Source organism: Clostridium sartagoforme AAU1 (assembly GCF_000401215.1).
Classification (GTDB): Bacteria; Bacillota; Clostridia; order Clostridiales; family Clostridiaceae; genus Clostridium; species Clostridium sartagoforme.
The window spans coordinates 23,256-38,974 of the sequence record NZ_ASRV01000033.1 but is presented as its reverse complement, the minus strand read 5'-3'; the positions used below and the strand labels follow the sequence as shown (position 1 = coordinate 38,974).

General features: G+C 28.4%; 12 protein-coding genes and 1 pseudogene. All 13 read left to right on the top strand.

Annotated features, from left to right (window positions below):
- Positions 1–8 precede the first annotated feature (8 nt).
- The 13 genes and pseudogenes from A500_RS02875 to A500_RS02820 all read left to right on the top strand — a co-directional run bounded on the left by A500_RS02875 (position 9) and on the right by A500_RS02820 (position 15,712).
- Positions 9–896, top strand: a complete 888-nt coding sequence (locus A500_RS02875; protein WP_016206086.1) for an ABC transporter permease — start codon at positions 9–11, stop codon at positions 894–896.
- 4 nt (positions 897–900) lie between these two features.
- Positions 901–2,454, top strand: coding sequence for a hypothetical protein (locus A500_RS02870; protein ID WP_016206085.1), 1,554 nt, complete (start codon positions 901–903; stop codon positions 2,452–2,454).
- A gap of 12 nt (positions 2,455–2,466) precedes the next feature.
- Positions 2,467–3,450, top strand: coding sequence for an AAA family ATPase (locus tag A500_RS02865; protein WP_016206084.1), 984 nt, complete (start codon positions 2,467–2,469; stop codon positions 3,448–3,450).
- A gap of 3 nt (positions 3,451–3,453) precedes the next feature.
- Positions 3,454–4,338: a DUF58 domain-containing protein gene (locus A500_RS02860; RefSeq protein ID WP_016206083.1), complete on the top strand. Its 885-nt coding sequence runs from the start codon at positions 3,454–3,456 to the stop codon at positions 4,336–4,338.
- A gap of 27 nt (positions 4,339–4,365) precedes the next feature.
- Complete coding sequence (locus A500_RS02855; protein ID WP_016206082.1) at positions 4,366–6,153, top strand: vWA domain-containing protein; 1,788 nt, start codon at positions 4,366–4,368, stop codon at positions 6,151–6,153.
- Between the two features lie 14 nt (positions 6,154–6,167).
- A complete protein-coding gene (locus tag A500_RS02850; protein WP_016206081.1) occupies positions 6,168–9,014 on the top strand; it encodes a VWA domain-containing protein in 2,847 nt (948 codons plus the stop codon).
- A 265-nt stretch (positions 9,015–9,279) separates the two neighbouring features.
- On the top strand, positions 9,280–9,699 hold the full coding sequence (locus A500_RS02845; RefSeq protein WP_016206080.1) for a PTS sugar transporter subunit IIA: 420 nt from the start codon (positions 9,280–9,282) through the stop codon (positions 9,697–9,699).
- Positions 9,696–10,166 (top strand): PTS sugar transporter subunit IIB, encoded by a 471-nt coding sequence (locus A500_RS02840; protein WP_016206079.1) that lies wholly within the window; start codon positions 9,696–9,698, stop codon positions 10,164–10,166. The genes A500_RS02845 and A500_RS02840 overlap by 4 nt, the downstream gene beginning before the upstream one ends.
- Positions 10,167–10,190: 24 nt before the next feature.
- Positions 10,191–10,958: a PTS mannose/fructose/sorbose/N-acetylgalactosamine transporter subunit IIC gene (locus A500_RS02835; protein ID WP_016206078.1), complete on the top strand. Its 768-nt coding sequence runs from the start codon at positions 10,191–10,193 to the stop codon at positions 10,956–10,958.
- Between the two features lie 24 nt (positions 10,959–10,982).
- Positions 10,983–11,813 (top strand): annotated as a pseudogene (locus tag A500_RS02830) (PTS system mannose/fructose/sorbose family transporter subunit IID).
- Positions 11,814–11,878: 65 nt separating this feature from the next.
- Entirely contained in the window at positions 11,879–12,439 is a 561-nt protein-coding gene (locus tag A500_RS21060; RefSeq protein ID WP_242835028.1) for an SIS domain-containing protein, read from the top strand.
- Positions 12,440–12,447: 8 nt separating this feature from the next.
- Complete coding sequence (locus A500_RS21055) at positions 12,448–12,846, top strand: phosphoheptose isomerase family protein (protein ID WP_242835026.1); 399 nt, start codon at positions 12,448–12,450, stop codon at positions 12,844–12,846.
- A gap of 121 nt (positions 12,847–12,967) precedes the next feature.
- On the top strand, positions 12,968–15,712 hold the full coding sequence (locus tag A500_RS02820) for a sigma 54-interacting transcriptional regulator (RefSeq protein WP_016206077.1): 2,745 nt from the start codon (positions 12,968–12,970) through the stop codon (positions 15,710–15,712).
- Positions 15,713–15,719 lie beyond the last annotated feature (7 nt).

Genomic DNA, 15,719 nt, shown 5'->3' with positions numbered 1-15,719 from the left:
GAAGTAGTATGAGATTAAATTCAGTTTTAAGAAATGAAAGTAAGCTATCTGTTAGAACACATAGATTTTCATTAATGCTATTAATATATATTTTGGTTTTATCAGTAGGAACTTTGTTGTTTTACAATGGTTATAGCAGTGATGTTTATGCTTCAGGAATAAATCCTCAAAGTGCAGTTACTCTTTACATTGCAATGGCAGTAATTCAAGCAATATTATTAATGTTTATAGTTCCTTCTTTAACAGCAACTTCAATATGCTCAGAAAGGGAAAAACAAACATTAGATATATTACTATCAACAAGGCTAAGTCCTCTTCAAATTGTACTAGGAAAACTTTCAGCTTCATCACTAAAAGTAATAATATTAATAATATGTACGATACCATTATATTCAATATGTGGATTAATTGGCGGTATAAGATTAAGCAATATATTAATTTTAACAGGATCATTTATTATTAATACTATATTTGTAGGAGCAATTGGAATTTTTGTTTCAACTTATTTAAAAACCTCTAAAGCAGCAACAGCCTTATGTTATGCATTAGTATTATTTATATTTGCAGGAACAATTGTTATAGCATATATAGTTTTCTTAGTTAATATGACAAAGCTTGGCTATACAAGTGGGAAAACTCCAGCTATATCTCCTATTGCATATTTAAGCCCAGCTACTGGATTTTTTATGATGCTATATAATCAAGTAGGCTTTGGAGGGAATTCTATGTATTTTATAGGGCAACTAGGACTTGCTAAATACACAGAATATATTTCCGTGGCAATTCAAATAGTATTAAGTTGTGGTTTTATAGCTTTAGCAGCTAGAAGACTTAATCCATTAAATAAAAGAAAAAAGAAGGTAAAGATTAAGGCGAAGAAAAGCGTAAAGGAGTAAAGCTATGAATTCTTTAAATAATGAAATATTAACCTTTATAAAAAAGGCATCCAAAAGAATTAAAGCGAACTTTATAATAAATTTAAGCATAGTAGGTTTAAAATACCTGCTATGCTTAATCTTATGTTTACTGTTAATATCTTTATTTATAACATTTCCATATGTTGAAGAAGTTTCACTTGGTGTTTTAGCTGTAGGATTAATTTCAATAATAATATATGGTTTTATAAAATCACCTGATAAAAAGAAAGTTGCTTTAATAGTTGATTCAAAAGGATTAAAAGAAAGAGTTACAACTTCTTTGGAATTAATAAATGAAGAAGATAATATTTCAATTGCTCAAAAGAAAGATACGGTTTCTTATATCAAAAGTTTTAATATAAAAAATAATTTAAAGATAAGTATAGATAAAAAACAAATTCTTATAGTTTTAGGATTAATAATAGTATGTCTTATAACTTCATTTATAGATACTTCAGCAAAAAAGGAAGCTAATTCAATTAGAGAATTTAATAGATATCAACAAGATTTTATTAAAAAGGTTGAAGAAGAAAAGAAATTAGTTGAAAAGTCAGAAGAGTTAACTGAAGAAGAAAAAGAAGCTATAAAAAAGATATTAGAAGATGCAAAAAAGGAATTAAAGGAAAGCGAAAAGAAGCTTGATGTAAATAAGACTTTAGAAAGAATGGAAAAAAAGCTAGAAGATAAAAAGAATGAGGCAAAGAGTGATAAAAGTAAAGCGGTTATAGAAAAAACTCAGAAAAACCTACTAGATGAGTTTAATAAAGATAAAGAAGAAAGTGCAAAGAAAGATTTAAATAAATTAGTTAATGAGCTTATGAAAAAGAAAGAGGGAAAGGAACTTTCTGATGCAATATTATCCAAGGATAAGGAAGCTCTAGAAAAGGCCTTAGGAAAGTTAAAGAAATCCCTTGGGAATATGAGTAGTAGTGAATTAAATAATTTATCAAAAGCTCTTGCAAATGCTGCTAATAGCATGGATGATGAAAATCTTGCAGAAGCGCTAAGTGAGGCTTCAAATTCAGTTTTAGATGGGAAACTTGATGCAGAAAGTCTAAAGGATGCAATTCAAAATTCACAAAATAATAGCAGTGGAAATAAGCCTGGAGATAAAAGTGGAGAAGGAGCTGGAGAAGGGGAAGGTTCTGGAGAAGGAGAAGGGCAAGGAGAAGGCCAAGGTCAAGGTGGTCAAGGAAATGGAAATGGTAATGGAAGTGGAAATGGCCAAGGAGGAACAGGCTGGGATACAGGGAACAATGAAGGTAATAAAAATGATTTAGATAATAAAAAAGGAGAGCAAATATATATTCCAGGACGAGAAGTTGGTAACGATGAGAATCTAACTGGAAACAAAAATCAAGATGGAAATTCTCAAACTATAGAAACAGAAAATGGATTCAATTTAGATGGGAATAAAATAAATTACGATAAAGTAATAGGAGATTATACTAATAGTGCATTAGAAGGTGCAAATAATAGTAATCTTCCAGAAAGTTTAAAGAATCTTATAAAGGATTATTTTGAAGGATTAAACTAAGAGGTGAGAAAGATGGAAATAAACGAAAAAGAAATGATAGAGGTTTCAACGAAAATAAAAAGATGTGAGGAAGAAATAGCAAAAGGAATTATAGGACAAAAGGATATAATTAGAAATGTTTTAGTTGCTATTTTTGCAGATGGTAATGTACTTTTAGAGGGTATGCCTGGAATGGGAAAAACTCAATTAGTAAAAACAATAGGAAAAGTGTTGAATTTAAGTTTTTCTAGAATACAGTTTACACCAGACTTAATGCCAGCAGACGTAGTTGGAACAAATATAGTAGTTAAAGAAAATGATAAAACTTTATTTAAATTTGAAAAAGGACCAGTATTTACGAACTTACTATTGGCAGATGAAATAAATAGAGCAACTCCTAAAACTCAATCTGCATTACTTGAAGCTATGGGAGAAAAAACAGTAACAGTTGGTAAGACAACTTATGAAATGTCAAAGCCATTTATGGTGCTTGCAACTCAAAATCCAATAGAGCAAGAAGGAACATATCCACTTCCAGAAGCACAATTAGATAGATTTTTATTTAAGTTAAATGTAGATTTTCCAAATCTTCAAGAGCTTAAAGAAATTATGGATTTAACATTAACTAATAACAAAGTTGAATTTGATCCTGTTCTTGAAGGTGATGAAATATTAAAGATAAGAGAAACAATTAGAGAAATAAAACTTGCAGAAGCAGTTAAGGAATTTGCATTAAAGCTTATATTAGCAACTCATCCTGAAATTCCAGAAGGCTCAGAGTTTGTTAAAAAATATGTAGAAGCAGGAGCTAGCCCAAGAGCAGCACAAGGTATTATCAGCGGAGCAAAAGTAAGGGCTGTTATGGAAGGGCGATTAAATGTATCCTTTGATGATATAAAAGCATTAGCTTATCCTATTTTAAGACACAGAATAATATTAAACTTTGATGCTATAACTGAAGGTTTAACCGAAGAAAGTATTATAGATAAGATACTAGAAGATTTAAAGGTTGTGTAATAAATGAGTGAAAGGATATTTAATGAGGACTTTTTTAAAAAGCTAAATAAAATAAATATGCATATAAATTTTAAGCTTTCCTCAGGGACACAAGGGGGAAGAAAGTCAAAAGCAAAGGGAGTTTCTGTAGAGTTTTCAGATTATAGAGAATATGCTCCAGGTGATGATTTTAGACGAATAGATTGGAATGCATATGGTAGATTCGATAAGTTTTTTGTAAAAGTTTTTATGGAAGAAAGAGAAGGGGTTTTTAATTTCTTTGTTGATAAAAGTAAATCAATGGATTATGGAAATGAGAACAAAAAAGATACTGCATTAAAAGTAGTTGCGGCTTTAAGTTATATTGTCTTAAATAATCTAGATAGAGTAAATATAAACACTATGGATAGTGGTGATATACAAAGTATAAAATCAGCAGCTGGGAACAAGGCCTTTCAAAGAATACTAAGAGAATTAGAAAATATTGAATTTGATGGTAAAACAGATCTTACAAGCAGTATAAAGAAGAGACCATTAACTCCAAGAGGTGTATCTATAGTTGTATCTGATTTTTTAAATAATGAAGGATTAAAAGATTTAGAAGATGCTCTTAAGTATTTAGCATTTAAAAAACAAGATATAATCTTAGTTCAAATACTATCAAATGAAGAAATTAATCCAGAGTTTAATAATGAAATTACTTTTATAGACAGTGAGACAAGTGAAAATGTAAAGATGAGTTTAACTCCAAGTCTGATAAAGGAATACAAAAGTACTTTAAAAGCTTATAAAAAATCTATTGAAGATATTACAAAGAAATATGGTGGTAAATTCATAAGTGTAAATTCATCTATGGAAATTGAAGATATTATATTAGGTGAATTTAACAAGAAAAGAGTATTGTATTAAGGCACAATCCAATAAAAGGAGGAAGTCATGGGATTTACAAATTTTTGGCCCTTATTCTTATTAATAACAATTCCTCTTTTAATAATGCTTTATATATTGAAAAGAAAGTATAAAGAAGAGGTTATATCTTCAACACTTTTGTGGAATGAAGTATATAAAAATACTAGAGCAAACACACCATGGGAAAAGCTAAGAAAAAATATTATGTTACTACTTCAAATAATAACATTGATTGCCCTTATTTTTAGTTTAATGAGACCTTTTTTAAACTTTGGAGGCAAGAGTTATAAAAATATTATTTTAGTATTAGATAATACTGCAAGCATGAGTGCAGAATATGGCAGTAATACCAGGTTAGATGAAAGCAAGAATTTAGCAAAAGAGTTTTTACAATCAACAAAGGATGATACTAATGCTTTTATAATAAGCTTTGATGGAAGTAGTAATTTACTTCAAAATGGAGATTTTAATAAAGAAGCCTCTAATGAAATAATTGATTCAATACCTCAAAGTTATAATACTGGAGATATAAATGATACTTTATCATTTATAAAAGCAATAGGCCAAGGAATTGAAGAAGAATACGAAGTTATAGCTTTTACAGATAAAGAATTTTCATTAGGTGATGTTAATGGAAAGGTTATATCATTAGCTAACTCAGGAATAAATGCATCTGTGGATAATGTATCTCATAAGTTTTTAGAGGATAAGGTAAGAGTTATAGCAACTATAACAAATAGAGGAATAGGAGTTTACGAAGGCGATTTTTCTCTTTATGATGGCGAAGAACTTGTAGCTGTCGAAAGTTTGCAATTGCAAGAAGGAGAAAATAAAACTTTAACTTTTGACTTTCCTAAGATAAATGGTGAAGTATTAAAGGGAGAATTATCTAGAAAAGATATGATTTCTGGAGACAATACTTATAACAATGTGGTGGGAAAGAAAAAGGTAAATAAGATTCTTATAGTTACAGAACAAAATGTATTTTTAGAAAGAGCTTTTGGTAGTATTGAAAATACAGAAGTATATAAAACTAATGATGCATCAAATTTAACAAGTGCAGATGAATATGATTTATATGTATTTGATAATGTTACTCCAGATATAATCCCATCGAAAGGAAGTATATTATTTATTAATCCAAGCTCCAATGAATTCTTTAAGGTTGTTTCAGGTGGAGAAGGGGGAGAGGCTAAAGCTGTTATAGGAGAACTTTCAAAGTACTTAGAAGATACAACATTTACTGCTGCTAAGTATAATGCAATAGAAATTCCTTACTATGGAAGAGGCTTCTTAAATATAGATGAAAGTTATATAGGATTCAAGGGAGAAATTGATGGAAGGAAAATAGCGGCTTTATCATTTGATCTTCATAATAGTGATTTTGCACTTAAAAAGGAATTTCCTATATTAATGTATGAACTTGGAGAAAATTTAATATCAAGTGGAATGGTTTATAAGAGTAATTTTAAAGCTGGAGAAAAGATAATAGCTAAAGGGTTATCTTTAGATAATAATATAACTTTAACATATCCAAGTGGAAAAACATTAGAAATAAAATCAGGGGATGATATAAAAGAAGATAGTGAACTTGGAGTTTATAAACTAAATGTTTTAGAGAAAAAAGAACTATTTTCAGTTAACTTTCCATCAGAAAAGGAAAGTAATACTAATGTAAATAATATTGGCGAAAGTGAGAATATAAGTAATGCAAAGGCTGATTTGAGAAGGGGTTTAAATCTTGCTCCATTACTTATAATATTGGCTATTTCAGTAGTAGCTTTTGAATGGATTATGTATAAGAGAGGAAATTAGGAGGCAAAGAAGAGATGAAAATAGAAATAGGAAATTTATACTTTTTAATATTGATTCCAGTTATTTTTGCCTTTATGTATTATAGCTTTAAAAAATATAAACCATGGAGTAAAAATGAAATTGCAGTATTTATAAGTAGAGTAGTAATATTTATACTTTTAATATTAGCATTTGGAAATATAACTATAAATTTAAAAGGTAGAAATATATCAACTGTATTCTTACTTGATGTATCAGAAAGTGCAAGTGACTTTGAAGAATCAGGAAAGGATTTTATATCTACAGCTATAGAGTCAATGCCAAGAGGAAATAAAGCAGGAGTAGTTTTATTTGGTGATAACTCGAAGATTGATAAGGTATTAAATAAGAAAAAAGAATATAAATCAATAAATGAAAAGCCAGTTGTAACAGCAACAAATATTCAAGAGGCAGTAGAAAGTGCTTTGGGATTATTTGAAAGAGGCGGTTCTAGAAGAATAGTTTTAATAACTGATGGTGAGGAAAATCAAGGAGATATATTAAAATCCATACCATTAATAAATGAGCAAAAAATAGATTTTAAAGTTTATAAAATTACTGGTGAAAAAGGTGATGAAATCTACGTTGATAATGTAAAGGTACCAGATAATATATCTGTAGGGGAGGAATTTTCGGTTTCTATTGATATAAAATCAAATTATGCAACAAAGGCAAAACTTACATTATTTTCAGGTAGGAACAAAGTTGGAGAACAACAGGTACAAATACAAAAAGGGAAAAACTCCTTTGTATTTAAAGACAAGCAAAGTTCAGGTGGGTTTAAGGGATATAGAGTGCTAATAGAAGCAGATGGAGATAAAAACAAAGTTAATAATGAATTTAGCACTTTTACAAATGTAATGGATAAGCCCAATATTCTTCTTATTAATGGAGTTAAGGGCGATTCAAAGGCATTAGAAGAAATATTAGTAAACTCAGGTGCTAATATTAAGAAAATATCACCAAGTGCATCACCAAGTACTTTAAATGAATTACTTGAATATAAATCAATAGTTTTAAATGATGTTCATAGAGACGATTTAAGTAATGGATTTATGGATAATATAGAAGACTATGTAAAAGATTATGGCGGCGGATTAATTACTTTTGGGGGTGAGGATTCCTATGCTCTTGGAGGATATAAAGATACTTCACTTGAAAAAGTATTACCTGTTTATATGGATAAGAGAGGGAAAAATGAAGTTCCAGCAATAAGTATTAACTTAATAATAGATAAATCAGGTAGTATGAGTGCTGAGGGAGGTGGAGTTAGTAAACTAACTTTGGCTAAGGAAGCTGCGATGAAGGCATTAGAAAATTTAAGAGAAGTAGATGAGATATCAGTAATAGCTTTTGATGATACTTACGATGAGGTAGTACCTCTTCAAAAGGTTGGAGATAAAGAAGCTATAAGGGAGCTTATATCAGGAATTCAAATAAGAGGAGGAACATCAATTTATCCAGCCCTTGAACAAGGTTATAATATGCAAATGCAAAGTAGCGCAAAGATAAAACACACAATATTATTAACAGATGGTCAAGATGGATATGGATTTGATAACTATGCTAATCTTCTTAAGAACTTTAATGATAATAATATTACTCTTTCAACGGTGGCCGTTGGTGAAGGCGCTAATGCAGATCTTTTAAATCAGCTTGCTTCAATAGGAAAGGGAAGAAGTTATTATACAGATATATATACTGATATTCCAAGAATATTTGCAAAGGAAGTTCTTTTATCAGCAGGGACCTATATAATAAATGAAGAGTTTACTCCTAAGATATTAAGTAATCACGAAATATTAGCTGGAGTAAAAACGTCAGATGGAATTCCAAGCTTACTTGGATATATAGGAACATCTATAAAAGAGAATGCAGTTGAAATATTAAGTTCTAATCATGATGAGCCAATTTTAGCTGCAATGCAATATGGAATAGGAAGAACAGTAAGTTTTACTTCAGATGTTAGTGGGCAGTGGAGTAAAAATTATTTGGCGTGGGAGTATGGACCGCAACTTATAAAAAATATGGTTTACTTTACGATTCCAAAGTATGGAGAAGAAGGAAAGCTTAATATCAGCCAAGAAGGAAATGAAGCAAAAGTAGAGTTTTATAATGATAAGATATCTAAGGATGCAAAGGTTAAAGGGATATATAATGGGGAAAATGGAGAGGAAGGGGAATTTGAATTAAGCCAAGTTGAACCAGGGAAATTTCAGGCTAATATTCCACTAAGTTCATTAGGATTTTATAATTTCAGCATAAGAGAAGAAGAAAGTGGAAAAATAAAAAACAACTATAAAGGCGCATTTGCTCTTCAATACTCAGATGAATATAAATTTAATACTAATGGAGAAAAGTTAGATGTAGTAATTAAAGAAACAAAGGGAAGTTTCATAAATAAGCCAGAGGAAGTTTTTGAAGGAAAGCTTCAAAGAGAATATAAAAAGATAAACTTAACAACTCCATTAATAATAATAAGTATTTTATTATTTATGCTTGATATAGTTTATAGAAGGCTAAATATAGATTTAGTTAGATTCTTTAAAAAGAGAAAAGATAAGGTTAAAAAAGAAAAAATAGCTAAAAATAATAATTCTGTGAAAGTAGAAAGTAAAGCTATCAAAGGAAATAATATATCAGCAGTAGATGCTAAAGAACAAAACAAGCTTAAAATTAAATCTAGCGCTGAAGCTGAGAATCAAAATTCAGCTAAGAAAAATGAAATTAAAGATAAAGAAAGTAAAAAACCAAAGAAAAAGTTAGAGAAGGAAGTTCCAAAGAAAGACTCATTAGATACAAGTGCTCTTCTTAAGAAAAAGAGCGATAGAAAGAAAATATAAATATATAGATTATTACAGAAGATTAGTTATATAGTTAAATGAAATTTAAGGATCATATAAAGTGCCATTGTAAAGATGACTTTATATGGTCTTTTTTTACTCAAAATATACAACACTTTTGCATAACACTTTTATTAGTATGATTTAAAGTGTTGAAACAATAGTAATTGAAGATATAAATATAGTAAATATAAGGGATATGAAGCTTAAATAAACTTTGGCATATATATTGCTTAATAAATTAATGAGTAAAGGAGGCAGAAATATGAATCAAATAATTTTAGCAAGTCATGGTGAATTAGCAAAAGGAATGAAAGATACTTTAAACATGATTATAGGAAATACAGAGTCAATAAAGGTTTTTTCTTCATATAGAGACGAGGAAACTAGTATAAGAGATTTAATTGAAGAAGTAATTATAGAAAACTATGATATCAATAAAATTTATATTTTAACAGATATCTTTGGCGGAAGTGTAAACAATGAAATTATGGATTTAATGAAGAAGTATTCAAAAATAAATTTAATATCAGGAATGAATTTACCTTTAGTTATTTCTATAGCAACAACAGATAATATTTCAGATGAATTATTAGATGAATTTATTAAAGATAGTCAGAGTGCAATTATAAATTGTAATAAGCTACTAAACAAATTTATAGATAGAAAGGAGGAAGATTTATGATAAAACTAGTTAGAATAGACCATAGGTTACTTCATGGACAAGTCGTTTTTGCATGGACAAAAAGCTTAAATATTTCAAGAATCATCATAGTAGATAATAATGCAGCCAAAGATGAATTAAAAAAGATGTCATTAAACTTAACCAAACCATCAGGGGTAAAGTTAAATATTTTTTCTGTAGAAGAAGCTTTGTCTAAAATGCCAAAAGTAGAAAAATTAAATGAAAATATAATGTTTATATTTGGTGGTACAAATTCAGTACTAAAGTTTTGTGAAGGTTACAACAAAATTAAAGAAATAAATTACGGTGGAATTGCTAAAAAAGATAATTCAAAACAATATAGCAATGCAATTTTTCTTAATGAAGATGAATTAAATGATTCAGTTAAATTAAAAAACATGGGAATAAATTTATATATGCAACAAGTACCTACTTCAAGAAAAGAAGATTTGTTATCTAAAATTTAAATTTAAATAGAGGGAGGTTATAAAATGTTACTTAAATCTGTATTACTAGGTTTTATTGGTGTTTTTTGTATTTTAGATTCAAGACTTTTAGGAAGACTTAATTTTGAAAGGCCACTGATTGTAAGTACATTAGTGGGAATTGTTTTAGGAGATATGCAAAAGGGGTTAATGGTTGGAGCATCTCTCGAATTGATTTCATTAGGGTTAGTAAATATAGGAGCTGCTGCACCACCAGACATGAATATGGGCTCTATAATAGCAACAGCATTTGCAATTTTATCAAATACAGATGCAGAAACAGCACTAACAATTGCTATTCCAATTGCTATACTAGGTCAAATGATTGGAATTTTATTAAGAACTATTCTTTCTAATTTAACTCATACAGCTGATTCATTAATTGAAAAAGGGGAATATAAAAAAGCATATAGAGTTCATATTGTATTAGGGCCTATATTATATTCATTAATGTATTTTATACCTATATTTTTAGCAATATATTTTGGAACAGATTTAGTTAAAAGTATTGTTGATACGATTCCTGAATGGTTAACTAGCGGATTGACTCTAGCAAGTAAAATATTACCAGCATATGGTTTTGCATTACTTCTAAATACAATGCTTTCAACAAAGATGTTACCATTCTTATTAATAGGATTTTTTGCTACTGCATACTCTGGATTAAGCGTTACAGGTATAGCTATATTTGCATGTACACTTGCGTTTATATTGTCAGAATTCAAATTTAAGAAAAATAAGCAAGAAGATGAATTAGATGCTTTAGATTTATAAGATTATTTGAGGGGGGAAAGGAATATGCAAGATAAAAATGTATTAAAAGAAAAAGATAAAAATAAATGGAAATATAGAAAATTCTTTTGGCGTTCTTGGAATATACAAGCTTCATGGAACTATGAAAGACAGATGAATATGGGATTTTTATATGGAATTGCCCCAATATTAGATGAAATATAAAAAGATCCTAAAGATGAAGAATTAAAGAAGGAAGCTTATAAAAGGCATATGGCATTTTATAACTGTACACCTCAAACAAGTGCTTTTGCATTAGGGTTAAGTTCAGCTATGGAAGAACAATATTATGAAGACAGAGAAAATTTTAATCCAGAGGCTATTAATGCAATGAAGACTTCTTTAATGGGGCCTTTATCAGGTGTAGGAGATTCATTTTTCCAGGGAACTATACGTGTTTTAGCTTTTGGGCTTGGAATAAACTTAGCAAGAGAAGGAAACATACTAGGACCTATCTTAGCCATGATAATATCATTCATACCATCATATTTAGTTACTTATTATGGAGGAAAGATTGGATACTTAATGGGAAATAAGTATTTAAGCAAACTTTATAATGAAGGCCTTATGGATAAGGTTATGTATATATGTTCTATAGTAGGATTAATGGTTATAGGATCTATGATGGCAAGTATGATTGGAATAACTACACCAATAAAATTTGGAGAGAAATTAATATTACAAGATATTTTAAATGGAATTATTCCTGGAATCATACCATTAGGATTAACTTTCTTCATGTATTGGCTGCTAAAGAAAAAAGTCTCTACAGGATGGATTCTTAGTATCAGTATAATAGGTGGAATAATTCTTGGTGTATTAGGAATTTTTAAATAAAATTTATGATATTAAAAATAAATTAATATAAATAAAATCTAGTTAATAAGTAGGAGGAAAATATAATGAATTCAAAAGAAATTATCCAAGGAATAAAAGAAAAACAAGGTGAAATAAAGAGTGTAATTTTTGTAGGCTGCGGAGCATCAAAAGCAGATTTATACCCAGCAAAATATTTTTTAGATGGAAATGCTAAGGCGTTAAGAGTTAGCCACTATACAGCTAATGAATTTAACTATGCAACTCCAGAAGCTGTAAATGATAAATCTATAGTAATTACAGCATCATTAGGAGGAACAACTCCAGAAACTGTACAAGCTAATGCAAGAGCTAAAGAATTAGGAGCTCACGTAATCAGCTTAACTAGGACTGTAGACTCACCCCTTACAAAGGATGCTGATTATGTAGTATATCATAGATTTGCAGAAAGCTATTCAGCAAAATTAGAAAAAATGGGATTTGCTTTAGAATTAGCAGTTGAGATATTACAACAATTTGAAGGTTATGATAACTATGAAGATATGCAATTAGCTTTTAGTAAGATATATGACTTAGCAGATACAGCAGCAAAATCAGCAATACTAGATGCAAAGAAATTTGCAAATGAATATAAAGATTCCCAGTAATATATGTTATGAGCAGTGGAGCAACTCATGAAGTAGCTTATTCTACATCAATTTGCTTAATGATGGAAATGCAATGGATTAATTCAGGAACATTCCATTCAGGAGAATTTTTCCATGGGCCATTTGAAATAGTAGACAAAAATGTTCCATTTATATTATTGATGAATGATGGTAGAACTCGTAAGATTGATTCACGTGCATTAACTTTCTTAGAACGTTTTGAAGCTAAAGCAACAGTTGTAGATGCTTTAGATTATGGATTATCAGCTGTTATTCCTAAAACTGTAATTGATTATTTTAATCCTATGATACTTACAGCAGTATTCCGTGTATATGCTGAGGAGTTGTCAGAAGCACGTCAACATCCATTAACAAAGAGAAGATATATGTGGAAGTTAGAATACTAAGATAAATTTAATTTAGCAAAGAAATCAAATATATATGATTTCTTTGCTTTTTAAATAATACAAAATAGTATAAAATTATTATAATATTTACATTCTTATAGGAAAAGAGGTGGATTTGTAATTGAAAATAGATATATCTAGTTATTTAAAAGAGTTAACTAAAAAATTTAATAAAGATAATCTAAATTTATTTTCAGCAAATAATATAGCAGAAAAAATTAATTTAAGTAGGAGTACTGTAAGTAGTTATCTTAATAAGGAAGTAAAAGAAGGAAATATTATTAAAGTTAAGGAATATCCTGTTATTTTTTTAGATAAAGAAACATTTTCTACTCTATATTTTAAAGCAGGTTTAAATGAATACGAATCATTAGAGGAACTTTTTGAAGAAGATAAAGGAACAACATGTAATAAGGATATATTAAGTAATATTATAGGAGCAAGAGGAAGCTTAAAAGAGCAAATAGAACAAATAAAAACAGCATCTTTATATCCAAACAATGGATTACCTATAATGCTTTTAGGGCCAAGTGGGTCTGGAAAAACTTATTTAGCTAAATGTATATATGATTATTGTATTAATGAAAAGTTAATAGATAAAAAATCAAAATTTATATCATTAAATTGTGCTCAATATTATCATAACCCTGAGTTACTATCTAGTTTATTATTTGGATATATTAAAGGTACTTTCACTGGTGCAGATAAGGATAAAAAAGGACTTCTTGAAAGTGCTGATGGAGGAGTGTTATTTCTTGATGAAGTCCATAGATTAACAGAAGAGGGACAAGAAAAGCTATTTACTTTTATGGATTCGGGAGAATATTCGCCTATAGGTGATAATAGTATAAAGAAAACATCAAGGGTAAGATTAATTTTTGCCACAACAGAATCAATACAATCTACTTTTTTACCAACATTTATCCGTAGGTTACCTGTCATAGTTAATATTCCAAGTTTTATGGAAAGGCCTCAACAAGAAAGGCTTAATTTAATCGATAGCTTTTTTCTAATAGAAAGTGAAATATTAAAAAAGACTATAAAAGTATCTAAAAATGTTATTTCATTTCTGCTTTCAAGTAGCTATGAAGGAAATGTAGGAAAAATAAGAAATATTGTTAAATATAGCTGTGGAAGTAGTTATGCAAGAATGAGAACTGAAGACGTAATAAAAGTAAAAACTACTGATTTACCTATTGAATGTCAAGATAGAATTAAAGATAGTTATAATTTTACTAACAAATATCAAGATAGATTATATGATTTCGAATGTCCTGAACTATTAAATGTAAGTAGTAATGAACAAAAGAGTATTGCTACAACATACTTCCAATTTATAGAAGAGTTTAAGCAATTAGAAAAAAATAATATAACAAGGGAACACTTTATAAATAAAATGACAAACAATGTAAATATATTATTAGATGATCTTGTTTTCAATTCTGGATTTACTAAAGAGCAAAGTTTGTTTTCAGTACTAACATTTAATATAAGATATACCTTCAAATATCTTGAAGAAAACTACGGATTTAATCAAGATGGAAATAAAATATTATCTATTGCAAATCTTTTATATTTTAAGGGTGAAAGTGAAATATTAATTAATCATCCAGATTGGAATAGTGTAAAAGCTAAATTACTTTTGTTTATTGGAACTCATATGGAAAATTCTCTATGGTTAGCAAAACTTATGTTAAACAACTTAAGCAAATATCTAGATTATAGATTTTTAGATGAAGATTTGATATTTATAACATTTTATCTAAATAGTACAGAAATGCCTAAAATAAAAAATAAAGTAAACAGTATAATTTTAGCTCATGGGTATTCTACAGCAAGTAGTATAGCAAATGTTGCAAATAGAATGTTAAAGAAGAATTTTTTCCAAGCAATAGATATGCCTATAGATACAACAATAGATGATATTGAAAATAAGGTTATAGAGTTTATTGATAATTATAATACTGAAAATGGATTGATTTTATTAGTAGACATGGGCTCTCTTTCTGACTTAACTAATAGACTAAAAGATAAAATAAAGGGACCTATATTAATAATAGATTATGTATCAACACCTATAGTATTAGAGATAGGTAGCTTATTATTACAAGAAAAAAATATTAATGAAATAAATGATGAAATATTAAAGGATATAAAAATTAATAAGAAACTAGTATATCCAAATAGAAATAAGAAGAGGGCTATATTAACATGTTGTTATACTGGAATGGGGAGTGCCGTTCAAATACAAGATATACTTTATAAAAGCTTAAATGAAACAAAAGATTCATTTGCAATTATTCCATATGATTATCATAAGCTACAAAAAAATAAACAAAAAGAAATGCCATTTCAAATTTACGATGTTCTTGCAATTATAGGTACAGCAGATCCTAAAATAGATGGAGTTAAGTATATTGGATTGGATCAATTAATTAGTGGAGAAGAAATTCAAGATTTTATTAATATATTGAAGAAAAACTTCGAAATCGATGAAGATAAATTAAAAAAGGACATATTATTTAATTTTTCAATAAAGAAAATAATAGGAAATTTAACAATATTAGATGTTGAAAAAGTATTAAAATCTATAGAACAAGCAGTAGATAAAATGGAAGAAAAACTAGATATTAAGTTATCTAATAACATAAGATTCCTATTGTATCTTCATTGTAGTTGTATGATAGAGAGAATTTTAAGAAAAGAAAAACTAGATGAACAGTTAGATATTCAAGAGTTTTTAGATAAACAGAAAGAGAAAGTTGATATTATTAAATATTCCTTTTTAGAAGTACAAAAGGAATACAGTATAAATATTTCAGATTTAGAAATTAGATTAGTTCATGATATAGTATTTAATTATTAAAGGGGGA